Raw genomic sequence first — 20,244 nt, 5'->3', positions numbered from 1 at the left:
ATACGTCTTGGCATCGTCAAGAGGCAAGGCATCTAGATCAAGGGTTTTGCCGTGGTTTTTCTGGATCAGTTCCCGCGTTTTTTGGATCATCGTTAGATTCTTGAGACCCAAAAAGTCCATCTTCAAAAGGCCAAGGGACTCGAGATCCTCCATGCAGTACTGGGTAATCACCGCACCATCGTTATTCCGTTGCAGCGGCACCAGTTGATCCAAGGGTTCTGAGGCAATCACCACGCCGGCTGCATGGACGCCATAGGTTTTGTTGGTGCCCTCAAGGCGCATTGCCATATCAATCCAACGGCGTACCAACGAATCACTCTCGTACTTTTCCCTAAACTCCGGTGCAGGCGTGTCGTCGGAGATCATCACTGCTAATTTGACCGGTTTACCCCGCACCACGGGAACCAGCTTCGCCATTTCATCTGCTTGTTTGTAGCGAATATTCAGTACCCGCGCTACATCCTTGAGCACTGCCTTTGAAATCATACGGTTGAAGGTAATGATCTGCGCCACGCGATCGCTCCCGTATTTTTGGGTAACGTACTGGATCACTTCCTCGCGGCGGTCAAAACAAAAGTCCGTATCAATATCGGGCATGGACTTGCGCTCAGGGTTCAAAAACCGCTCAAACAGCAAGCCATGATGTACAGGATCAATGTTGGTAATCCGCAGGGCATAGGCTACAAGGGAACCCGCTGCTGAACCCCGCCCCGGTCCGACGGGAATATTGTGCTCACGAGCATATTTGATGTAGTCCCAAACCACCAGAAAATAGTTCGAGAACCCCATCTGTTGCAGTATCTTTAATTCATATTCCAGTCGCTGCCGATAGGTGGCATCCAACTGCTGGCGATCGCTGAGGTGAAATCGCTCCAATAGACCCTGCCACGCTACTTCCTCTAGATAGGTATCCGCCGTATGACCCGCAGGCACCGGAAACGCCGGACTTTGGGGGTCACGGAAGAGGTTGTAGGGTTCAATCTTGTCAGCCACTTCGAGGGTATTGGCCAAGGCCTCCTGAATCACCTCATCGGGCAGGTGATCTCGAAACAGCCGCGCCATTTCAGCAGCGGATTTCAGGTACTCCGTACCGCTGTAGCGCATCCGCTTGTCATCGGTGAGCAGCTTGTTCGTCTGGATACAGAGCAGGGCATCGTGGGCCTCAACGTCATGACAGGAAATAAAGTGGGAGTCATTGGTGGCAATAATTTTGATCCCCAACTCGCGGCCAATGCGCACCAGCTCAACGTTAACCACCCGATCCTCTTGACTGCCGTGGTCTTGAATCTCTAGGTAAAAATCGTCGCCAAAGGTCTCTTGGTACCAACGGGCAACACGGCGCGCCAGATCGGGCTTGCCCTGCAAAATGGCTTGGGGAATCTCACCCCCCAGACAAGCACTGGTGACAATCAGGCCCTCGCGGTACTGGGCTAACAGTTCTTTATTGATGCAGGGACGGGCAAAAATCCCCTTGCCCTGGAAGCCCTGCAGATGGGAGATCGTGGTGAGCTTGCAGAGATTGTGGTAACCCTGCTTGTTTTTGGCCAACACCACCTGATGATAACGGGGCTTGCGCTCCTGCTTGGTAATGTCCCCGTTAATCACATACATTTCATTGCCGATAATGGGCTTGAGGGGCTTGCCACGGCATAACTTTAGCAGTTCAATTGCGCCATACATTACCCCGTGATCCGTCAGGGCGATCGCCGGCATTCCCAATTCCATTGCCCGTGCCACTAAGTCGGGAAGTTGACTCGCCCCATCCAGGAGACTGTAATCACTGTGAATGTGCAGACCGACAAAGGACATGGGCAATGGAGATCCCCTCAGCGAACGGCGGGAAACTAGGACAACTCAGGCAAGCTGTTGAGATAGGCTTTGAAGTCCGCTTCGGCCTCTCGAAAGCCCTCCTGCGCCACAGCAATGCTATCCAGCTCTGCCCCCTGATCAATCTTTAGAAAGTCATCGGTCAGGGCACGGGTCAAAGCCGTCGGTGTGGCCTGATCCTTGGGCAAGAGGTTGCGGTTGAGAGCACGCATGTCCATCAACATTTCGCCGAGGGGTCCTCGCATAATATTGCGAGCCTCTTGCCAATCTCCCTTGGCTACGCTGACCTCTAAATCGGCAAAGCGTTCGGCGTTTTTCTCAATGTCACTTAGGTAGTCTTGAATGCGAGTAATTTGCAGCTCAGTATAGGTGGGGGGCGGTGGCGTTGTGGCACTAGAGCCGCCACAGCTAACTAAAATAAGGGCAATAACACTTAATAGGATTGAAATTAGGGAGTTTCGATTTAGGCGCAGCATAAAACCTCAGCGGTCAAGGGTGTCATTAAAATACGGTTCTATTCTGCCACGATCCCGTTGCGATCGCCCCCGTCCTAGCATAGGTCGCCTCCCCCAGGAGCCTCTGTAGGGCAATCCCTAACGTTGAGCGGATGCCCCCACACTACAGTTGCTTGAGTGTAGATCACCATGCCCGGATTGGCGCCCTTGGGTTTTTGCACATACTTGCGGCGCGTATAAACCACGGGGACTTGGGCACTGGCGCGGGCTTGGCTATGGTAGGCTGCCACATCCGCTGCGTATTGAATATCTTTGTCACTGGGCACCTCTCCTGCTTCAAGGCGGAGAATCACATGGCTGCCGGGAATTTCTTGGGTGTGAAACCACCAGTCGTAGGGACTGGCGACCCGAAACGTCAGATCCTCATTTTGGCGGTTGTTGCGCCCTACCAGCACAGTAAAGCCGCTGGGTGTCGTGTAGCGGAGGTAAGGACTGGGGGTCGTGGGGGGGCGGTAGTAATCAGGAGCTGTCAAGTATCCCTGTTGAATCAGTTCGGCCTGAATCTCCTCCAGGACATCCAAGGATGTGGCTGTCGCAAGGGTGGCCGCCACTTGATCGAGATAGGCCAGTTCACTTTCCGCAGCCGCAAGGAGAGGGCTAAGGTGCTGTTGGGCGCGTTTAAGTTTTTGCTGTTGCCTGTACAGTTCTTGAGCCGTCTGGATTGCGCTTTTTTCTGGAGAGAGGGCAATGGCGAGGCGTTCTTGGGTTACAAAGTCCATCACAATCAGCTCGGTTACGCCGGGCTGCCACAAATGGGCATGGGCCATCAGTAGGTCGGCAAGATAGCGCTGGCGATCGCCCCCGGCCGCCGCGGCCAAGCGTTCCCGAAAGCCCTCAATCTTGGCTAGGAGTTTCTGGCGTTGGTGCTGTACCGCTTGATGTAACTGTTGCTGAAGTTGCTGTGTTTGCTGCTGCCGCAGTTGATCTTGGTAATAGGTGGCAAGGAGCTGATGGATGGTGAGGCTTGGCTGCAGCTGACTCCCTAGGGGCGGAATGACGCGATAGCCTGTTGGTGTGAATTGGGGGACAAAATGCCCGCTCTCCAGGCAATCCAGCCAGTGTTGCCAATGATCAAACAGCCGTCGCCATTCTTCAGCAGTTAGTTCTGTGGTGCGACTTTCTAGGGGCAATGCGGCATCCACGAGTAATTGCTGTACTAGGGCTGGACTTAGTCCTCGATAGGCCTTGAGGAGCTGCTGACACAATTGTCCCGGAATCAGGCTCACCTGCTGGTGCCACTGCTCAAAAGAAATTTTGCGACTGGGCAGTGCTGACGTTAGAGGGGGTGGGGGTACGTAGGGTTGGCCGGTTAAAATCGGTCGGACGCGCGACTGTTGGGCTTTGACTTGGTGGGCAGCGGTTACAATTTCGCCTTCTGCGTTGACTAGGATGACGTTGCTGTACTTGCCCATGATCTCGGCATAGAGATACCACTGCGTTGCTTCCTGCGGACGGGGGGCAAATTCTAAAACCACCACTCGCTCCCACGGGTTGACTAATCCCACGCGCACAAGGGCAAGGCGATTGAGTTGGGCATGGAGTTGCTGGCTAAAGGTAAATGTGTCGGGTTGGCGCGGTGGCGGTGGTTCAAAGGCAATGCGTGCCGCTTGAGGATGCCAACTGAGGGTTAACCAACCCTGTTTTTTCAGTGTGCGTAGAGCCAGGGCAATGGTGTAGCGATCGCGCTGATAAACCGCTTCTAACCGGGCCGGTAGCCAATGTTGGAGATCGGCACAAACAGCACGCAAGGTGGTCAAGTCAACGGGTTGCACCGTCTAAACTCCGCAACATTTTGAGGGAATCGGCATCAAGCTATACTAGTCTAGCTACTCTCTGGCCTGTTGCCACCGCGTTTTCGTCATGGCACTTTCCCGTCAGTATCCCCCTTCCCTGCCGCTGGCTCAGCCTTGGCGACGGGCGATCGCCACGACCATTGACTTTATCCTGATCTGGCTGACGAGTGTTGTCGGTATCAGGCCGGGAGCCGCCATTCAGTGGGGGCAGCTCTTTGTGTTTGCCTTGGTGTGGTGGCTGCTGCGGGTGGCAATGGTCAATCGTAATAAGGGGCAAAGCCCCGGCCATTGGCTGATGAATGTGCGCCTTTTAGATCAGCGGCAGCGAACTCCGGATCTCCTTTCTCTCAGCAAGCGAGAACTGGTGATTGGCGTGGGGGCACTACTGGCATTGGCGGGTTTGGAGTCCCAAGGGCCTAGTATGGCCTTCATGATCTTGGCACTGCCCCTAGCCGTGGACTGTAGCTTGGCTTGGATTGATGAAGAGCACCGCACGCTCCACGACCGCTTGGGGGGGACAAAGGTATATCGCTGTCGGCGGGGCTTTGCCCTTGATCGCAAGCTCATCGAACTGGTGAGCAAAATCCGCAAAGATCTGCCATAATTAGAGATCGGCTCACTGGATGAATAGGCAAAACCATGGCTAAAGCAAAAGGCGCCAGAATTATTATTACCCTAGAGTGCACGGAATGTCGCACAAATCCGGCGCAGCGATCGCCCGGTGTGTCTCGCTACACCACCACGAAGAATCGCCGCACCACCCCAGGACGGTTAGAACTCAGGAAGTACTGCCGCTACTGCAACAAGCACACCATTCACAAAGAAATCAAATAACTACAAGTAGTTAGAGGAAGGCTATGACATTTTATCGGCGCCGCGTTTCTCCCATTCCCCCCAACCAGCCCATTGACTACAAAGACGTGGATTTACTCCGCCGCTTTATTACGGAGCGGGGTAAAATTCTGCCGCGGCGGGTGACGGGTCTGACGGCTAAACAACAGCGGCAGCTTGCAGTCGCCATTAAGCGGGCACGGATTATGGCGCTCTTGCCCTTCTTGAATCTGGAAGGCTAAGACTTCGCGATCGCCACGCGTATTTAGGAGGGGGAAGTCTAGGCTTGCCCCTTTATTTTTGCTTGCTCTCCCTTCCTTCGTGTGCAAATATGAGAATGGTTATCATTCACCTGTCTGCCTATGCCCATTCGCGCTACGCTGAAGCCTTGGGGAGTTTTGGTTATTCTTGGGGTATTTTTAGGCAGCTGTGCCCCCCAAGCCCAACGACCACAGGAACAACAGACGGCACAAGAGGTAACCCAGCCAGAACCTGAGCTGACAATTGTTACCACCTTCTTGCCCATTACAGCTTTTACGAAAGCAGTTGCGGGCGATCGCGCTAAGGTGGAGCAGCTCCTGCCCCCCAACGGGGAAGTGCATGACTTTCAGGCGCGGCCTGAAGATGTACAACGTCTAAGCAGCGCAAGGGTCTTGGTTAAAAATGGCCTTGGGATGGAAACCTTCCTAGATAAACTCATTGAAAATGCTGCCAACCCCGACCTCAAGATTATTGATACCAGTGCGGGAGTGGCGACTATTGCCAGCGAACAGCACGATCATGATCACCAGTCCGACCACGCTCATGATCCCGGCGGTCACAGCCACGGCAAATTCAATCCCCACATCTGGCTCGACCCCAAGCGTGCCATACAGCAAGTGAAGAATATTCGCGATGGTCTTATTGCCGTTGATCCTGATGGGGCGACAGTTTACGAGAAAAACAGTGTAGCCTTTATTGGGAAATTACAGGCGCTTGATGCACTGGCACGGGAAAAACTCGCCCCCTTTGCCGGCAAAACATTTGTTGTTTACCACGATGTGGCTCCCTACTTTGCTGAAAGCTACAACTTGAAGGCTACTTACCTTGTGGGCATCCCTTCAGTTAATCCGTCCCCAGCCGATGTGAAGCGGGTGATGCAAGCGGTACAACAAAGTGACCTAAAAACGCTCCTGACTGAACCGGGTCAGGAACAGGTCTTTGAGAGCCTAGCTAAGGATTTGGGGGTGCGGGTGAGTGTATTTGATCCCCTAGAGCGTGCTCCCTCGGCAGCAGATCTCACCCCTGCCTACTTCCTGCAAACTATGGAGCAAAATATTCGCAATCTGGCTGAGGCTTTTGGGGCGCAACAGCGCGCCTATCGTCGTCCTGACTCAATTGCTGTGGTGGGATCATGGATGCGGGTGAACGCGCCTGTCGGGGCGGCGCTGTGAGTGAATACCTACTAGAGGTGGAAAATCTCTGGGTGCGGCGGGGCGATCGCTGGGCAGTGGAAGGGGTGTCCTTTACCCTGTTGCCCCGTATGAACATGGCGGTTATTGGTCCCAATGGTGCAGGCAAAAGTAGCTTGATCCAAGCCATTCTTGGCATTATCCCCTACCAGCAGGGACGGGTGACCCTCTTGGGACACGGCATGAGGTATCGTCGTACCCTCCCCTATGTGCGCCAGCAGGTGGCCTACTTACCGCAAAACTTTCAGTGTGATCCGCGTATTCCCATCACTGTGGCGGAATTTGTCGGGTTGGGCTGGGGGCAACCCACATGGCAGTGGCCTTGGCAGTACCGAAAGCAGCGCGATCGCGCCATCTTTGAAAGTCTCCAGCGTCTGCACCTAGAGCATCTTGCGGCACAACCCATGAGTTCCCTTTCGGGTGGTGAAACCAAGCGTGCCCTGTTGGCCTATTGCTTAGTGCAACCCCGTCGTCTTTTGATTTTGGATGAAGCCCCCGCGGGTTTGGATCTCCATAGTGAGCAACAGTTCTACGATCTATTGGAGACCCTCAAAGCCAGTGAAGGTTGGGCGGTTCTCCAGGTTTCCCATCACCTAGAGCGGGTAAGGGCAACCTGTGATCAAGTTTTGTATCTAGATCGCTCTGTCCAAGGGCTAGGAACCCCTGAGCGGGTGCTTCAACAGTTTGCTGCTTAAACTTGCAATTCTCTCCTAAAGAAATCGAGCAGGATTCGCCGATGGATATTTCCCAAGGGGCGATCTTCCCCTAGGGATTTGGCGTAGTGAACCCCCGCCACCACAGAATCATAGGGTACCCAGTCCATGCCCTGTCCTTCGTTGAGTACTAAGGTTTCCAGTTCACAGGTTAAAGGGCCTGTGAAAATATAGCGATGCACTTGGGGATCGTGGTACTCTCCAAAAAAGGTCAGGTGGGATGGGTGGTAGCCAATTTCCTCGTACACTTCCCGCTGCACACCATCTATCGGAGCTTCTTCGGGTTCAAGGTGGCCGCCAAATAGTCCCCAGTGGCCGGGATACAGAATATTGGGATTGTCATCCCGCAGTTGCATCAGCACGCGATCGCCTTGGTAGAGAATGGCAAGGGCAACGGGAACAATTGTCGTTGCTGGCATTGTCTTGCAAAATAGGTCTTTAGATCTACAGTACCCTAAAAGTGAAAATCTTAAAGTAAAATGAAAAGCATAGCCCCTCAAGAAGGTGGCAGGTTGCCATAGCTAAAACAATCACCACGGCAATCCAGGGTGAACCGGACGCAAGAGTGCATTTGTTAGAGTGTGTTGCCGTTGGATTCAAGCAAAGTCAAGACTGCTCACCCCTATAGCAAATTTTGCGTTCTTACATCCCTTTTATAAGATTTTACAAATTGGTACATAGTGGTACATTCTTAAGATTGTCTTAATATTTCTCTTGGGGCTCTCTGACCACTTGATTTCTTTTGTGGAGTTCATTGTCCTATGTTTTACCGTTTAGCCGAACAACACCGCCAGTTTATTCGCGACTTAGTGCTCAATCTCCAAGCCCTAGCGATCGCCTTGGAAAATCGAGGCTACATGGCCTCTTGCTACACCTGTGGCGGTGAACTCAACAGTGCCTCCTTCATGGTCAGTTTGGCCGACAACCACTTAATTCGCTTCCTGGTCTCTGACTATGGGATCACTTGGACTGAAATGCGCGATGACCGCGAACTCATGAAACTGGAAGGGGCAGAGGCCATTAACCAACTCCAAGAACTGGCCAATCTGCTTAAGGAAGCCTGTGTTCCAGCAACGGTGTAACGACGCTCGCCCAACACAGGGATACCGCAACCCCTTAAGCCCTCCCCGGCATTGTGCTGGAGATCGAGCCTCAGTGCTAGCTTAGAAGTAGCACCTCTCAATGGTACCTCTCTTCCGTTGACCCCCACCCTCGATGACTGAAGACTCCCTTAGTTGGCAACACCAGTACCTCAGCGTTAACCAAGTGCGCCTGCACTATGTCACCCAAGGCAGCGGTGATCTGGTGATCTTGTTGCACGGCTTTCCAGAGTTTTGGTACTCTTGGCGATTTCAAATTCCCGTACTAGCTCGTCATTTCAAGGTTGTGGTGCCCGATTTGCGGGGCTACAATGACTCCGAAAAACCAGACCACGGCTATGATCTCGATACCCTTAGCCAAGATGTAACGGCACTGATCCAAGAACTGGGCTATGAGCGAGCACATATTGTCGGCCATGATTGCGGTGGCCTAATTGCTTGGCACGTAGCGGCACGCTTTCCGCAGAGGGTACAGCATTTAGCGGTCTTGAATACCCCGCACCCCTACCGGGTAGGACTAGAACTCTGGCAGCAGCTACAGCATTTTTGGCGCAACTGGCCACTTTTGGCCTGTCATATCCCCGGCTTGGCGGAGTACTGGCTAGGGCATAACCTGCGTAGTTTTTTGCAGGATCTCTTTCAACGCTACTCCATCCGCAAGGCTGCTTTTTCAGCAGAAACCGTGCAACTCTATCAAGCGGCTCTGGAAAAAGCGGGGGCGATCGCTGCCGTTCTTAAAAGTTACCGCCATCTTTTTTCACCCCAACAGTGGTGGCACCAACTACAACAGCACACGGAGGCCATTACGAGTCCCACCCTTATTCTCTGGGGCGCCGATGATCCCCTCGCCCAACCCAGTCTTGCCAATGGTATCGAAGCATGGCTCCATGGGCCGTGGCGGCTGAAATACCTGCCCGACTGTGGCCACTGGGCACAACAGGAAGTCCCTGGTCTAGTGAATCGCGAACTCCTTGCCTTTTTGCGTGCATGAAAAATCCCCCCACCGCTAGGCAGGGGGAAGGAAGTTTATCCATTGAACCAACTAGCTTAGGCCAGCCACTCCAGCACCGCTTCTTCCTTGGTATTGGTGCGGCGTTCGGGGGTTTCCCGCGTAAACTTCATGTGAATGGCGCGGGTTTGTTCGCCATCGGCTGCCACTGCCAAGATCGGGAAGTCAATGAGGCCATCTTGGAAGGACATCTGGAAGCGGAATGTGCCATCGGGATTGAGTTTGATGGGGCGCCCACCAATCGTGACGGTGGCATCCGGCTCCGTAGCCCCATAGACAATGAGTTCAGCGTCGGCCACCAGCCAGAATTTGCGCGGACGAATGGGGGCTGCCGAAGCTGAGAAACCAACCCCCGACATCGTCAGCCCCGAAACCGTCGGCACAGCCCATAGCCCAACCCCAGAGGGGAAGACGTAGGAACTGATGGCCATTGCCGGCAACTGGGAGATGGAGCCGGGGACTTGGTGCATGGAGCCAAACAGGGAACCGGCCACCCGCTGCGCTTCTGCCCCTTCGGCCATAGCAAAGATGCCTTCGTAAATGGGATTGGGTTCGCCGCCGCCGGCCAAGGGTGCCCCCAGATCAAAGACCGTTTTGCCCCGCAGATCCATGTCCCAATCCACCGTAATGAATTGATCCCAGACCCAATCGGAGGGGTAGGTGGGAGGAATATGAACGGCAGCAGAACGGGCGAGGACTAACCAGCGGCCATCGGCGCAGCGGTAACCAATTTCCACCACATAGTCGCGATCGCTCACCGGAATCGGTAGATACCACTCCCGCGCCAACTCATCGCAGGGGTACTCCTGAACACTGTGGGGAATTTGGTTGTCAAGGTTGATATTGGTGGCATCGTAGAGTCGTAGAGCCAGTTGCTGACCCCCTTGCCGCCGCAGTTCTTCGCGGTGCTCGTTGGGCACATCCCAATAGGCGTAGGCCCACTGGGGATCGCGGGGCATCAAGACAATGCGGCTTTCCCCATAGCCACCGGGCAAATCCCCAAGGCCTTCATCCACTGAGGCCAAAAGCATATCCTCTTGAGCAGGACCAAGGTCAAACTTTGCTGCTTCCACTTTTTCTTGCGACTCCAGACTAGAGGGGACAGGTTGTACAGAAATGGTGGTGGTTGCTCCGTTGGCTTGTGCCTGTTTTTCACGGATAGCAGCGAGGAGTTGATCTTTGCGCATACGGCTATAACGGGGTACTTGCAGTTCACTGGCCACGCGCCGTAACTGCCGCAATGTCATTTCTTCTAAAGGGGGGCGATCTTTCGGCATGGGTGCCTCCTTATCGTGGGTTGATGACAGGGCTATCCTTTGCCCTTGATCTTTGGCAAAAAAGCTTTGAGGCGTCAAGGGAATCGCGGCATACCCCTAGGAATTTATACGCAGTTTATCCCTTTGCGGGGATCAAATGTTAGAGTTTCATAACATTTATTCGGCATGGAGATCAGGATAGTAGTTTGCAATCCCTGTTGGCGCTGCCTTTCCTAGGGAGCAAGGGAGTATAGTTAAAGATGTATTCTTGGACTCTCTCTAAGAATCGCGTGACGTAACCGATACCCTGCTGTTATGACAATCGCTCCGAGCCGCTCCCTCGCTGACCTTTGCCGTGCTGACTTTCCGATTTTGGCGCGACAGGTACACGATCGCCCCTTGATTTATTTTGACAATGCTGCCACTTCCCAAAAGCCCTTGGCGGTTCTCAATACCCTTGAGGACTACTACCGCCGCTACAACGCCAATGTCCATCGGGGCGTCCACACCCTCAGTGCTGAGGCCACCACGGCTTACGAGGGGGCACGGGAGAAAGTGGCGCGTTTTGTCAATGCTGCCCATTCCGAGGAGATTGTCTATACCCGCAATGCCAGTGAGGCAATTAACCTCGTTGCCTATAGCTGGGGGATGAATACCCTACGGGAAGGGGATGAAATCATCCTGACGGTGATGGAGCACCACAGCAATTTGATTCCGTGGCAGTTTGTTGCCCAGAAAACCGCTGCTCGCCTCAAGTTTGTGGAACTCACCCCAGAGCAGACGTTTGATCTCAACCACTACGAAAGCCTTTTGAGCGATCGCACGCGCTTGGTGGCGGTCGCCCATGTCTCCAACACGCTGGGGTGCCTCAACCCGATTCCGGAGATTGTCCGCCTTGCCCATGCCAAGGGGGCGCGGGTACTGGTGGATGCTTGCCAAAGTGTGCCTCACCTTCCCGTTGATGTGCAACAGTTGGGCTGTGATTGGCTTGTGGCCTCCGGTCATAAAATGTGTGCACCCACAGGGATTGGTTTTCTCTGGGGACGTGCGGAGCTGCTGCGGCAAATGCCTCCCTTCTTGGGCGGTGGCGAAATGATTGCCGATGTCTTTCTCGACCATGCCACCTATGCCGATATTCCCCATAGGTTTGAGGCGGGAACGCCCGCTATTGCCGAGGCGATCGCCCTTGGTGCAGCGGTAGATTACCTGAACCGGTGGGGGATGGAGCACATCCATGCCTATGAACAGGAACTCACGGCCTATCTCTTTGAACGCCTCCAAGAGCTTCCCGGCGTGACGGTGTATGGCCCGAAGTCGGGCGATCGCGCTGCCTTGGCCAGCTTTACCGTGGAGGGGGTTCACCCCCATGATCTCTCGACCATTCTTGATCAGGCGGGGATTGCCATCCGAGCGGGACATCACTGCACACAGCCTTTGCACCGCCATTTAGGGGTTCAATCCACGGCACGGGCAAGTCTCTATTTCTACAACACCCGCACTGAAATTGATCAGTTTATTACTGCCCTTAAGGAAGCGATTGACTTCTTTAGGGATGTCTTTGCCTAGAGCTTGAGGCTGAGGAGTTCACTGGCTTGGGCGTGAAAACCGGCACTGGTGAGGGCATGGCGGGCGCGATCGGCATCCTCAACGCGAAATTGCGGCCCTAGGCGAACATACTGGGTGTGGTAGCCATCGGTTACTTTGACCACCACCGGCACCTTGGGCATCTCTCCCGCCTGTTGTTTGAGCACCTCCGAGAGGCGATTTTGGGCTTGAAGGTCCCCTGCCTGTTCCACGGGTAAATTCACCAGCACTAGTTTCACCTCTTCAAGGGGTTCAGCATCTTCAATCAGCAGTTGGGGGCGATCGTCGCGTATCTCCAGCGTTCCCCACAGCAACAGCCGCCGATCGGGCTGCAATTGTCCATGAATGCGCTCGTAGGTTTTAGGAAAAACCACTGCTTCTGCCTGACCCGTGAGGTCTTCCAATTGGACAATGGCCATCCGCTCGCCGCGCTTGGTGGTAATGGGCTTAAGTCCCGTCAGCAGGGCAATCACACTTACCATCCCTTGACTCGTGGGCTGTTCGAGATCCGCCAAGCTAAGGGGGGCAATCATGGCCGCGGGTCGGTGAATATCCTTAAGGGGATGGTTCGACACATAAAATCCCAGCAGCTCTTTCTCTTGGCGAAGCTTTTCGGCATCCGGTAAATCATCAACCGGGGGTGCACTGGGCGCTGATTCATTGCTGGAGCCACCTGCCAGCATATCGAAGAGATTCACTTGCCCCACCGCCCGATCTTTGGCACGTGCCTGCGCCCACTCCAAGACGAGAGGTAAATCCTGCATCAGTTGGTTGCGGTTGCGCCGGGGATGGAGACTATCCATGGCACCACAGGCAATGAGGGATTCAAGGGCACGGCGGTTGAGAATGCGACTATCCAGAATCCGTTCACAAAAATCCGCCAAACTTTGAAAGGCACCCCCTTTTGCCCGTGCCTGTAAAATGGCCTCAATCAGTCCCTGACCGACATTGCGCACTGCTGACAGACCAAAAAGAATTTTGTCCCCCACCGGCGTAAAGTCAATATCCGAGCGATTCACATCGGGGGGCAGCACCTCAATCCCCATGCTGAGGCAGGTGGCAATATAGCGCTGTACCTTGTCTTGGTCGCCACTGTTGGCCGTCAGCAGCGCCGCCATATACTCAACAGGAAAGTTGGCCTTGAGAAAGGCGGTTTGGTATGTCACATAGCCGTAGGCTGTGGAGTGAGACTTGTTAAAGCAGTTGGCGGCGATCGCTCCATTGGCCAAGAGAAAATTGTGATCGCCGGCTAAACCAATATCATAGACCGCTTGCCAACCCACTAGGGACCGGCCAACTATCTTCACGTTTCAGGTGTCCCAACACTGCGCTCTCTATTCTAATCGTCGTACGGTGTCGCGAGCAGGAATGCGCAGATCCCGCAATGGTATCCCCCTTAAACACCGGTAGTGAGCCGTCAACCAATCGGGAGTTTGCACACCAATACTCGCCAGAGCGGCCACCGTTGGAAAAGGCCACAGCCGTTCAAAGATCACTTCTCCTTGCCAGTCAAATTGCAGAAAATAGCAGCCTACAGGTGCTTGCAACTGATCTAGAAGTCGTCGTCCGAGGGCATAGAGGGTTTGTCGCTGGCGATCGCTGGCATGGATTGGTAACTGCCATGTCCCTTCAATACAGCCAATAATTTCGCCAAAGAGCGTCCCTTTTGCCGTTTGCGCCAGTGGTAACTGGTAGAGACCCCCTGTGCCAGTTTGTATCCCCCACCGGGAGACCAAGGCAGTTAAGGATTGACACTGCTGCCAAAGGTCAGGCGCCAAGGGTGCCCAATGGGTGAGGCTATAGTCCAGGATCTGCGGTTGGGGAGCGATCGCGATCGGGGCATCGAGGGGACAGACGGCAATCTCGGCACTGTCCTGACACTGTTGCAGCAGGGGTACCACTTGGGTCACCACTTGATCCGCAGATAGTTCGGCTTCCCTTGCCTGTGCCGCACACCAAATCCGTATTTTCAATCCTCCAATCCTCCTGCTGCGAGGGCAGCCAACCAGCGATCCATCAGCATGGCGTGCTGGGCTAGCCGCGAGAAAATCGCATCTGCCAAGGTCTCATTGTAGGTGTGGACGGTCAAGTTGCGATCGTCTACCATTTTTAGCGCTAAACGGCCTTCCTCTGGAGTAAGTAAGCCAACGGCCAAGCAAGCACGGATTACTCCCTTCGGTGAGGCGATGTCTAATCCTTCGCGTTCCCGTAGATATAGCTGTGCTACTTTCCAGACTGCTTCTAGGGTGTATTCAAATCGCTGAATTGCAGCATCACGAATAATCGTATCTGTGCGCTCACCCAACGGCAGTTCTTGCAAAGTAGCCAGCGCTTTTTGGGCAACTACTAATCGTTCCCTGAGCCGATCCACTCAATTCCCTCTGCAATCACTCGCGATCGAAAGTCGGCAGACACTTCTGATAAATCCACAACCTCGACTGGATAGATCAAATTAGACATCTCTAGGTGCTCCCGCAACTCACTCAACAGCCCCACGGGCAGTGGTGCAAGAGGCAAAATCCCCACATCTAAGTCAGAGCTTTGGCGGAGAGTACCACGGGCGGCTGAGCCGAATAAATAGACCTTGACGGGAAGCCCTGTAAAAAAGTCTTCTAGTATTTTTTTGAGTTCCCGCAGATCTTCGTTGGCAGCGGTCACGTTTTGATTCCTGTTTACCTAGATATTAAAGCTGGGAATCAAGCCAACGCGGGCAGGTTGTAGTGGAGGTAATCCCTGCTGTTGTTGCTGGCGGGCTTGGGCGGCCAAGAGGGTTTGCAGATTCCGCAGTTCGGCACGCAGTTGGGCGTTTTCTTTTTCAAGGTTTTCAATCTTAAGTTTAACTTGACCGAGCCGCTCGCTGAATTTTTGCCGATAGACTTCGGGCATTTCTTGAATGACGCGCTCTAGCATCTGGTTGCGATCGCTCAATTCAATCACTTGAGCTTTCAAGTCATTCATTTGCGCTTCGCGGCTTTGTGCCTGCTGCTGGTAGGCCAGAATCTGCTCCTGATAGGCCGTGATTTGTGCTTCCACCTGCTGCACCTGTGCTTGCAGCAACTTCAGGGCTTCGGCATTGGCGGCCTCGGCTTTGCGAGCTTGGTAAAAACGCACAAATAACTCAGGATGCTGCACCATGAGTTGATAGAGTTCCTCTGAGAGTTGCTGCACGAGTTGATCCCGTATCAGCAGTTCGTCGGCTAAGTTGAAGGAAGTATCGTTCACGGCGGCGACTCTCCAAGGGACTGTGCTGTGGCAAATTCTACGCTGCTTCTGATCCGCTCATGCAAGATTTGGCATTTTCCACCTACCATCAACCGGTGCTGGCAACCGCAGTCCTTGCGGCTCTCCAACCCAAGGCCGGGGGGCTGTACCTGGATGCAACGGTAGGAGGGGGTGGACACACGGCACTTTTATTACGGGCGGAGCCGACCTGTCGCGTACTGGCAATTGATCAGGACCCGATGGCCTTAGCAGCGGCTCAGGAGTTCCTTGCTCCTTTTGGGGATCGCGTCCAGTTTTGGCAAGGCAACTTTGCCGATCTGGTTGTGGCTGAACCGATGTTTGATGGCATTCTCGCCGATTTGGGAGTCAGTTCTGCCCAGTTGGATCGCCCAGAGCGGGGCTTTAGTTTTCGCTTTGATGCCCCCCTCGATATGCGCATGAATCCCCATAACCCTTTGACAGCCGCAACGGTCATCAACCACTACAGTGAGCAAGAACTGGCGGATATTTTCTATGAGTATGGAGAAGAACGCTTTGCCCGCCGCATTGCTCGCCAGATTGTTGCCCAGCGCCCCCTCCATAGCACCCGAGAACTGGCACGGTTGGTTGCCCACTGCCTCAGGGCTTCTCCCCGGCAACGCATTCATCCCGCCACGCGGGTTTTTCAGGCTTTGCGGATCTATGTGAACCAAGAGCTAGCGGTGCTTGACCAATTTTTGGCGCGATCGCCCCACTGGTTAAAGCCCGCAGGACGCATTGCCGTTATTAGCTTCCATAGCTTAGAGGATCGCCGCGTAAAGCAGGCGTGGCGTGCCCATCCCCTCTTGGAGGTCGTGACTCGTAAACCCATTGTGGCCGATGCAGCGGAAGTTGCCCTCAACCCGCGATCGCGATCAGCAAAGCTGCGAATTGCAGCGCGTACTTCTGCATGAATTGTCCGAATGATGGTTTATTTATGGGTATCTTTACAGTGGGTCCTAATCTTTTAGGGTAATAAATTGCTGAGGAGTGCTGGAGTCTATGGTTGCTGCCCCTAAATTCAAATCCCGATTGATTCCCCAATCATCGCCAACGCTGACGGAAATTCGGCCACTCCCCAAGCCACAGATGCCCCTTTGGCAGAAAACTTTGCTGGGGATTCAATGGGTTTCCGGGGTGGCGGCCACCGGTGCCCTCGTGGCTGTCCTTCCTCTCTATGGTTGGTCAGCCCTCTGTGAGCAGCAGTGGAGTCGAGCCTATGACCGCTTGGAAACCCTAAAACGGCAAGAGCGAGAGCTACTCGTGAGCAATGAAACCCTGCGCTATCGGGTGACGCAGCAAGTGCAACAGGCTCCCCAAGGCCTTGTGCCCCAAACGCCGCAACATATTCTTTTTGTGCCCAAGGAGGGCAAGATTACTGCCAAAACACATTTTGAGCGGCCACCTGTGACGACACCACCTCAGCGCACTGTCAATTACTGACCGGTATGACGACGGCTCGCCCCCAAAACCAATCCTTGCCACCCTTGCGGGTTGGCCTGATCTTTGGCTTTTTACTCCTGGGGATGGGAAGCGTGGTTGCCCGCCTAGTTTATTTGCAAGTGGTGCAGGCAGAAACCTTGGCGGCACGGGCACAGCAACAACAACGGCACTACACCCCGCCAACCTTGGCACGCTACCCAATTACTGATCGCCGGGAGACGGTTGTTGCCCTAGATCGGCCGGTGTTTACCCTTTTTGCCCATCCGATTCAATTCAAAGTGGAGCGATCAGCAATCGCCCGCGATCTAGGGCCTTTACTTAAGCAATCTCCAGAGCAACTGTTGGCCAAATTCAGCACCTATCCTACGGGCGTCCCCATAGCCTACGACATTGACGAGGACACTGCTGCCAAAATTCGTGCCCTCAACTACGATGGCCTAGAACTCAACCAAGCGTGGCAGCGTATTTATCCTCAGCAGGAGTTGATGGCAGGTGTGGTGGGCTATGTGGATCGAGAGCACCAAGGCCAAGCGGGAATTGAGTTTAGTCAAAACGAATTTCTCCAGGTTCCCCATAGCCGCCAGCTCCTCTCCATGACTGCCCTGGGGCAGTGGTTGCCGGCCCTTGCCCCTGTGGATCCACGCGCTTTGAGTCAGGGATACCATGTGCGCCTTACGATTGATAGTCGTTTGCAACAAACGGCACGTCAAGCCCTGCAACAGCAGTTACGCAAATTTAATGCCAAACGGGGCACGGTGATTGTCCTAGAGGTGAAAACTGGGGCACTGCGAGCATTGGTCTCAGAGCCTTCCTACGATCCCAATTATTACTATCGTGCTGATCCAGCCCTGTTTCGCAACTGGGCGGTGTCGGATCTCTATGAGCCGGGATCAACCTTTAAGCCCATCAACGTTGCGATCGCCCTTGAACTCAATGCCATTACTCCAGAGACAGTGCTGCCGGACGAAGGGCGAATTTTTGTCGGTGGCTGGCCGATTCAAAATAATGACTACAGTCAACGCGGGGGGCGAGGGGCGCTGACGATCCCGCAGGTTTTGGCTTACTCCAGCAATGTGGCGATGGTACACATGATGAGCCGCATTCCAGCCCGCCACTACTATCGCTACTTGCATCGCTTGGGACTGACCGAGAAGGTAGGCAGTGATCTCCCCTTTGAAACGGCTGCCCAATTAAAGCCGCCGGAGCAATTTATGAATTACCCCATTGAACCGGCAACGACGGCCTTTGGCCAAGGGTTTTCCCTGACGCCTCTGCACCTAGTGCAACTGCTGGGGGCGATCGCCAATGGGGGGGAGATGGTTACTCCCCATGTCATTGATGGCCTCTACGATGAAAATGGCCAACTGCAAAAACGCCTTAAACAACGCCCCCCTCGGCGGGTTTTTTCACAGCGCACCAGTCAGGCGGTGATCAAAATGCTCGGAGAAGTTGTGCGCTCTGGCACCGGCAAGACGGCTCAGATTCGCGGCTATCGCTTGGGGGGCAAAACGGGGACAGCGCAAAAGGCAATTGGCGGTACCTATGGCAATTTGCGTATTACCAGCTTTGTTGCTGTCTTTCCCCTAGAGCAGCCGCAGTACGTGATTTTGGCGGTGGTGGATGAACCCAAGGGGGATGATGCCTATGGCTCAACGGTGGCGATTCCCATTGTGCGCGCAGTTACGGAATCCCTGATTACGATTGAGGGTATCCCCCCCTCCCATCCAGAGGAATTGCGGCACGTCGCTGCACCCGCTTCGGTGTCACAATAGGGAAAAACAGCGCAAAAGGACGGTATGATTCAACGATTTTTTGCCACAGCGTTGGCCATTCTTGCGGTTTTGCTGGGGGGCTGTTCGGTCACCAGTGGACTACAGGCCTATGTGGATAGCTACGATGGTTATCAATTTCTCTACCCGCGTGGCTGGGTACAGGTACAAGTTGAAGACCCGGTGGATGTGGTCTTTCACGACATTATTGAGACGACTGAAAACGTCAGCGTTGTTGTTAATCCTGTGTCGAGCACAAAGTCCCTTGAGGAATTGGGGTCACCGGAGGAGGTGGGCGATCGCCTGCTGCGGAATATCATTGCCCCCGGTGAAAGCGGGCGCAGTTCTGCTCTAATTTCCGCTAGCTCCCAAAAGGTTGATGATAAGACCTACTATATTCTGGAGTATGCTGTTACCCTGCCGGGAGATAGGGACAATGCTCAGCAGCGGCACAATTTGTCGAGTATTGTGGTGAGCCGCGGTAAGGTCTATACCTTGAGTGTGTCAGCTCCAGAAGAGCGCTGGCCCAAGGTGGAAGACCAATTTAAGACCATTGTGTCCTCGTTTACTGTATATTAAAAGAAGAATTGGGGAGTTAGCTCAGTTGGTAGAGCGTCGCGATCGCACCGCGAAGGTCAGGGATTCGAGTTCCCTACTCTCCATACCTTTACGCCGTTATTGTTTCAATTCATAACTGCTGAAGTCCCCCTTGGCGAGAGGTATTGAGCCAACGAGGAGGGGTGGACTCGTTGCAATGGAGCCACGGGGCAATTTGTGGGCGGCTGTGGACAAGCCCTTTCAATCCTTGGCTCCCTGAGGGGGGCAGCACCTATGTCATCTTGGCTAGGGGGTGATGCAAGTCCCCGATGATTTTTTTGATGTTAGCGAAGTCCTGGGGTTGGAAACATTACGGGAATATTGGGATTGACCCAAACTTGACAGGCGAGTTCACTACTGGGTGGGAAAAACGGAATTGGGTTGCCTGCGGCATCGGTGACTTCTGGCAGATATTCAAAGGGTAGGGCATCAAATTGACAGGTGTAGGCGCCGTAAATGATCTGTCGGCGATCGCCCCAAGGGCGCGCTACGCGATTGCGCAGGATCAACTGATAGCCAAAGCTACGACTGGCATTGCCCAACTGGTAAATCAAGGCAAACCGCTGTAAATAGGGCAGGCGTCCCCAAGCAGAAGGGGAGACAAAGGCTTCAATTCTACCCCCTGGCGTCCCTCTTGCTGGAAAGGCCTGCCAGCCTTGAACGACCTTGTCACCCAGCTGCTGCACTGCCCACCACAGACTGGGTACCGTTAAGCCCACTGCTGAGGGTTGCTCGCTGACCACAACCTGCTTTTCATTGACCGGCAGCGCGATCGCCGCTGCAACTGCCGGTGGTAACTCTTCTGGGGGAGTATTGGCAGCCGTTTTGAGGGGAGGCAACATCCATAGCGCGATCGCCCCCACCGCACTCAACCATCGGCCACTGAACTTGGGAGGGGATAGCGTTCTCATTTACCTTGAGTGATGAGGGAACTTACACCGTTCTGCAATACCTATGCAAATCTAGCCATTACTCGCTAAGACCCCTACGGGGCTGCTTGCTTCCTGCTTCACCGAGGCCGGTTTCGCTGCTACCGTCTGGTAGCGGCCAGCGCCTTCCTCTCCACAGGCTTCACATCCGGCGGAACTCGCCGTAGAGCGTCCATCAGCCAAGATA

The 20,244-nt window shown here is 54.1% G+C and carries 23 protein-coding genes and 1 tRNA gene; 13 read left to right on the top strand and 11 right to left on the bottom strand.

Annotated features, from left to right (window positions below; all coding sequences use genetic code 11):
• The 3 genes from dnaE to Q0711_RS08955 all read right to left on the bottom strand — a co-directional run.
• A partial coding sequence (gene dnaE / locus Q0711_RS08965) for a DNA polymerase III subunit alpha (RefSeq protein WP_299042326.1) occupies positions 1-1,809 on the bottom strand: 1,809 nt, incomplete at its 3' end.
• Positions 1,810-1,844: 35 nt separating this feature from the next.
• Complete coding sequence (gene psbQ / locus Q0711_RS08960; RefSeq protein ID WP_298614132.1) at positions 1,845-2,303, bottom strand: photosystem II protein PsbQ; 459 nt, start codon at positions 2,301-2,303, stop codon at positions 1,845-1,847.
• 74 nt (positions 2,304-2,377) lie between these two features.
• Positions 2,378-4,114: an NFACT RNA binding domain-containing protein gene (locus Q0711_RS08955; RefSeq protein ID WP_299042323.1), complete on the bottom strand. Its 1,737-nt coding sequence runs from the start codon at positions 4,112-4,114 to the stop codon at positions 2,378-2,380.
• Between the two features lie 88 nt (positions 4,115-4,202).
• On the opposite strand from Q0711_RS08955, the gene Q0711_RS08950 reads away from it, so the two are divergent.
• From Q0711_RS08950 to Q0711_RS08930, 5 genes are all read left to right on the top strand, one after another.
• Positions 4,203-4,739, top strand: coding sequence for an RDD family protein (locus Q0711_RS08950; RefSeq protein WP_298614136.1), 537 nt, complete (start codon positions 4,203-4,205; stop codon positions 4,737-4,739).
• A 35-nt stretch (positions 4,740-4,774) separates the two neighbouring features.
• A complete protein-coding gene (gene rpmG / locus Q0711_RS08945) occupies positions 4,775-4,969 on the top strand; it encodes a 50S ribosomal protein L33 (RefSeq protein WP_298614138.1) in 195 nt (64 codons plus the stop codon).
• Positions 4,970-4,992: 23 nt separating this feature from the next.
• Complete coding sequence (rpsR, locus tag Q0711_RS08940) at positions 4,993-5,208, top strand: 30S ribosomal protein S18 (RefSeq protein ID WP_298614140.1); 216 nt, start codon at positions 4,993-4,995, stop codon at positions 5,206-5,208.
• A 120-nt stretch (positions 5,209-5,328) separates the two neighbouring features.
• The gene (locus Q0711_RS08935; RefSeq protein WP_298614142.1) at positions 5,329-6,399 is read left to right on the top strand and encodes a metal ABC transporter substrate-binding protein; all 1,071 of its coding nucleotides are present in this window, start codon (positions 5,329-5,331) and stop codon (positions 6,397-6,399) included.
• Entirely contained in the window at positions 6,360-7,112 is a 753-nt protein-coding gene (locus Q0711_RS08930; RefSeq protein ID WP_298614144.1) for a metal ABC transporter ATP-binding protein, read from the top strand. The genes Q0711_RS08935 and Q0711_RS08930 overlap by 40 nt, the downstream gene beginning before the upstream one ends.
• On the opposite strand, the gene Q0711_RS08925 is transcribed toward Q0711_RS08930, so the two are convergent.
• Positions 7,109-7,549, bottom strand: a complete 441-nt coding sequence (locus Q0711_RS08925; protein WP_298614146.1) for an NUDIX hydrolase — start codon at positions 7,547-7,549, stop codon at positions 7,109-7,111. The genes Q0711_RS08930 and Q0711_RS08925 overlap by 4 nt on opposite strands.
• Positions 7,550-7,891: 342 nt before the next feature.
• Here Q0711_RS08925 and Q0711_RS08920 point away from each other — a divergent pair, with 342 nt between their 5' ends.
• Positions 7,892-8,212: a DUF1815 family protein gene (locus Q0711_RS08920; RefSeq protein ID WP_298614148.1), complete on the top strand. Its 321-nt coding sequence runs from the start codon at positions 7,892-7,894 to the stop codon at positions 8,210-8,212.
• Between the two features lie 133 nt (positions 8,213-8,345).
• Positions 8,346-9,221, top strand: a complete 876-nt coding sequence (locus Q0711_RS08915; RefSeq protein ID WP_298614150.1) for an alpha/beta hydrolase — start codon at positions 8,346-8,348, stop codon at positions 9,219-9,221.
• Positions 9,222-9,277: 56 nt separating this feature from the next.
• On the opposite strand, the gene Q0711_RS08910 is transcribed toward Q0711_RS08915, so the two are convergent.
• A complete protein-coding gene (locus Q0711_RS08910; RefSeq protein ID WP_298614151.1) occupies positions 9,278-10,516 on the bottom strand; it encodes a DUF4912 domain-containing protein in 1,239 nt (412 codons plus the stop codon).
• A gap of 294 nt (positions 10,517-10,810) precedes the next feature.
• Between Q0711_RS08910 and Q0711_RS08905 the strand changes: the two genes are divergently transcribed.
• On the top strand, positions 10,811-12,061 hold the full coding sequence (locus tag Q0711_RS08905) for a SufS family cysteine desulfurase (RefSeq protein WP_298614153.1): 1,251 nt from the start codon (positions 10,811-10,813) through the stop codon (positions 12,059-12,061).
• On the opposite strand, the gene Q0711_RS08900 is transcribed toward Q0711_RS08905, so the two are convergent.
• Genes Q0711_RS08900 through Q0711_RS08880 form a run of 5 tightly spaced genes read right to left on the bottom strand, consistent with a single transcriptional unit; the run spans position 12,058 to position 15,301 of the window.
• Positions 12,058-13,386: an OB-fold nucleic acid binding domain-containing protein gene (locus tag Q0711_RS08900; protein ID WP_298614155.1), complete on the bottom strand. Its 1,329-nt coding sequence runs from the start codon at positions 13,384-13,386 to the stop codon at positions 12,058-12,060. The two genes, Q0711_RS08905 and Q0711_RS08900, sit on opposite strands and share 4 nt — an antisense overlap.
• A 27-nt stretch (positions 13,387-13,413) precedes the next feature.
• Entirely contained in the window at positions 13,414-14,052 is a 639-nt protein-coding gene (locus Q0711_RS08895) for a hypothetical protein (RefSeq protein WP_298977573.1), read from the bottom strand.
• Positions 14,049-14,450 carry an HI0074 family nucleotidyltransferase substrate-binding subunit gene (locus Q0711_RS08890; protein ID WP_298614159.1) on the bottom strand — a complete coding sequence of 134 codons (402 nt, stop codon included), beginning with the start codon at positions 14,448-14,450 and terminating at the stop codon, positions 14,049-14,051. Before Q0711_RS08890 ends, Q0711_RS08895 begins: the two co-directional genes overlap by 4 nt.
• Positions 14,426-14,737, bottom strand: coding sequence for a nucleotidyltransferase domain-containing protein (locus Q0711_RS08885; RefSeq protein ID WP_299042319.1), 312 nt, complete (start codon positions 14,735-14,737; stop codon positions 14,426-14,428). Before Q0711_RS08885 ends, Q0711_RS08890 begins: the two co-directional genes overlap by 25 nt.
• A gap of 18 nt (positions 14,738-14,755) precedes the next feature.
• Complete coding sequence (locus Q0711_RS08880) at positions 14,756-15,301, bottom strand: Npun_F5560 family protein (RefSeq protein ID WP_298614163.1); 546 nt, start codon at positions 15,299-15,301, stop codon at positions 14,756-14,758.
• 59 nt (positions 15,302-15,360) lie between these two features.
• Here Q0711_RS08880 and rsmH point away from each other — a divergent pair, with 59 nt between their 5' ends.
• The 5 genes from rsmH to Q0711_RS08855 all read left to right on the top strand — a co-directional run bounded on the left by rsmH (position 15,361) and on the right by Q0711_RS08855 (position 19,193).
• Positions 15,361-16,233: a 16S rRNA (cytosine(1402)-N(4))-methyltransferase RsmH gene (gene rsmH / locus Q0711_RS08875; RefSeq protein WP_298614165.1), complete on the top strand. Its 873-nt coding sequence runs from the start codon at positions 15,361-15,363 to the stop codon at positions 16,231-16,233.
• Between the two features lie 88 nt (positions 16,234-16,321).
• Entirely contained in the window at positions 16,322-16,762 is a 441-nt protein-coding gene (locus Q0711_RS08870) for a hypothetical protein (RefSeq protein WP_298614168.1), read from the top strand.
• Between the two features lie 5 nt (positions 16,763-16,767).
• A complete protein-coding gene (locus Q0711_RS08865) occupies positions 16,768-18,534 on the top strand; it encodes a penicillin-binding protein 2 (RefSeq protein ID WP_298614170.1) in 1,767 nt (588 codons plus the stop codon).
• Between the two features lie 24 nt (positions 18,535-18,558).
• The gene (psbP, locus tag Q0711_RS08860; RefSeq protein ID WP_298614172.1) at positions 18,559-19,110 is read left to right on the top strand and encodes a photosystem II reaction center PsbP; all 552 of its coding nucleotides are present in this window, start codon (positions 18,559-18,561) and stop codon (positions 19,108-19,110) included.
• A gap of 10 nt (positions 19,111-19,120) precedes the next feature.
• Positions 19,121-19,193: transfer RNA gene (locus Q0711_RS08855), tRNA-Ala, on the top strand.
• A 219-nt stretch (positions 19,194-19,412) separates the two neighbouring features.
• Here Q0711_RS08855 and Q0711_RS08850 read toward each other — a convergent pair.
• Entirely contained in the window at positions 19,413-20,039 is a 627-nt protein-coding gene (locus Q0711_RS08850; RefSeq protein ID WP_298614174.1) for a hypothetical protein, read from the bottom strand.
• Positions 20,040-20,244: the final 205 nt, after the last annotated feature.

The organism is uncultured Thermosynechococcus sp. (assembly GCF_937958135.1).
GTDB lineage: Bacteria > Cyanobacteriota > Cyanobacteriia > Thermosynechococcales > Thermosynechococcaceae > Thermosynechococcus.
Note: the sequence above shows the minus strand (reverse complement) of the source record. Positions and strands in the feature narration are given on the sequence as shown.

Bases quoted from the DNA above. Each gene is read 5' to 3' on its own strand.
- Q0711_RS08935 (WP_298614142.1), top strand. From the start codon at position 5,329: ATGCCCATTCGCGCTACGCTGAAGCCTTGGGGAGTTTTGGTTATTCTT.
- rpsR (WP_298614140.1), top strand. From the start codon at position 4,993: ATGACATTTTATCGGCGCCGCGTTTCTCCCATTCCCCCCAACCAGCCC.
- Q0711_RS08910 (WP_298614151.1), bottom strand. From the start codon at position 10,516: ATGCCGAAAGATCGCCCCCCTTTAGAAGAAATGACATTGCGGCAGTTA.
- psbQ (WP_298614132.1), bottom strand. From the start codon at position 2,303: ATGCTGCGCCTAAATCGAAACTCCCTAATTTCAATCCTATTAAGTGTT.
- Q0711_RS08925 (WP_298614146.1), bottom strand. From the start codon at position 7,549: ATGCCAGCAACGACAATTGTTCCCGTTGCCCTTGCCATTCTCTACCAA.
- Q0711_RS08850 (WP_298614174.1), bottom strand. From the start codon at position 20,039: ATGAGAACGCTATCCCCTCCCAAGTTCAGTGGCCGATGGTTGAGTGCG.
- Q0711_RS08950 (WP_298614136.1), top strand. From the start codon at position 4,203: ATGGCACTTTCCCGTCAGTATCCCCCTTCCCTGCCGCTGGCTCAGCCT.
- psbP (WP_298614172.1), top strand. From the start codon at position 18,559: ATGATTCAACGATTTTTTGCCACAGCGTTGGCCATTCTTGCGGTTTTG.
- rpmG (WP_298614138.1), top strand. From the start codon at position 4,775: ATGGCTAAAGCAAAAGGCGCCAGAATTATTATTACCCTAGAGTGCACG.
- Q0711_RS08930 (WP_298614144.1), top strand. From the start codon at position 6,360: ATGGATGCGGGTGAACGCGCCTGTCGGGGCGGCGCTGTGAGTGAATAC.
- Q0711_RS08915 (WP_298614150.1), top strand. From the start codon at position 8,346: ATGACTGAAGACTCCCTTAGTTGGCAACACCAGTACCTCAGCGTTAAC.
- rsmH (WP_298614165.1), top strand. From the start codon at position 15,361: ATGCAAGATTTGGCATTTTCCACCTACCATCAACCGGTGCTGGCAACC.
- Q0711_RS08865 (WP_298614170.1), top strand. From the start codon at position 16,768: ATGACGACGGCTCGCCCCCAAAACCAATCCTTGCCACCCTTGCGGGTT.
- Q0711_RS08870 (WP_298614168.1), top strand. From the start codon at position 16,322: ATGGTTGCTGCCCCTAAATTCAAATCCCGATTGATTCCCCAATCATCG.
- Q0711_RS08905 (WP_298614153.1), top strand. From the start codon at position 10,811: ATGACAATCGCTCCGAGCCGCTCCCTCGCTGACCTTTGCCGTGCTGAC.
- Q0711_RS08920 (WP_298614148.1), top strand. From the start codon at position 7,892: ATGTTTTACCGTTTAGCCGAACAACACCGCCAGTTTATTCGCGACTTA.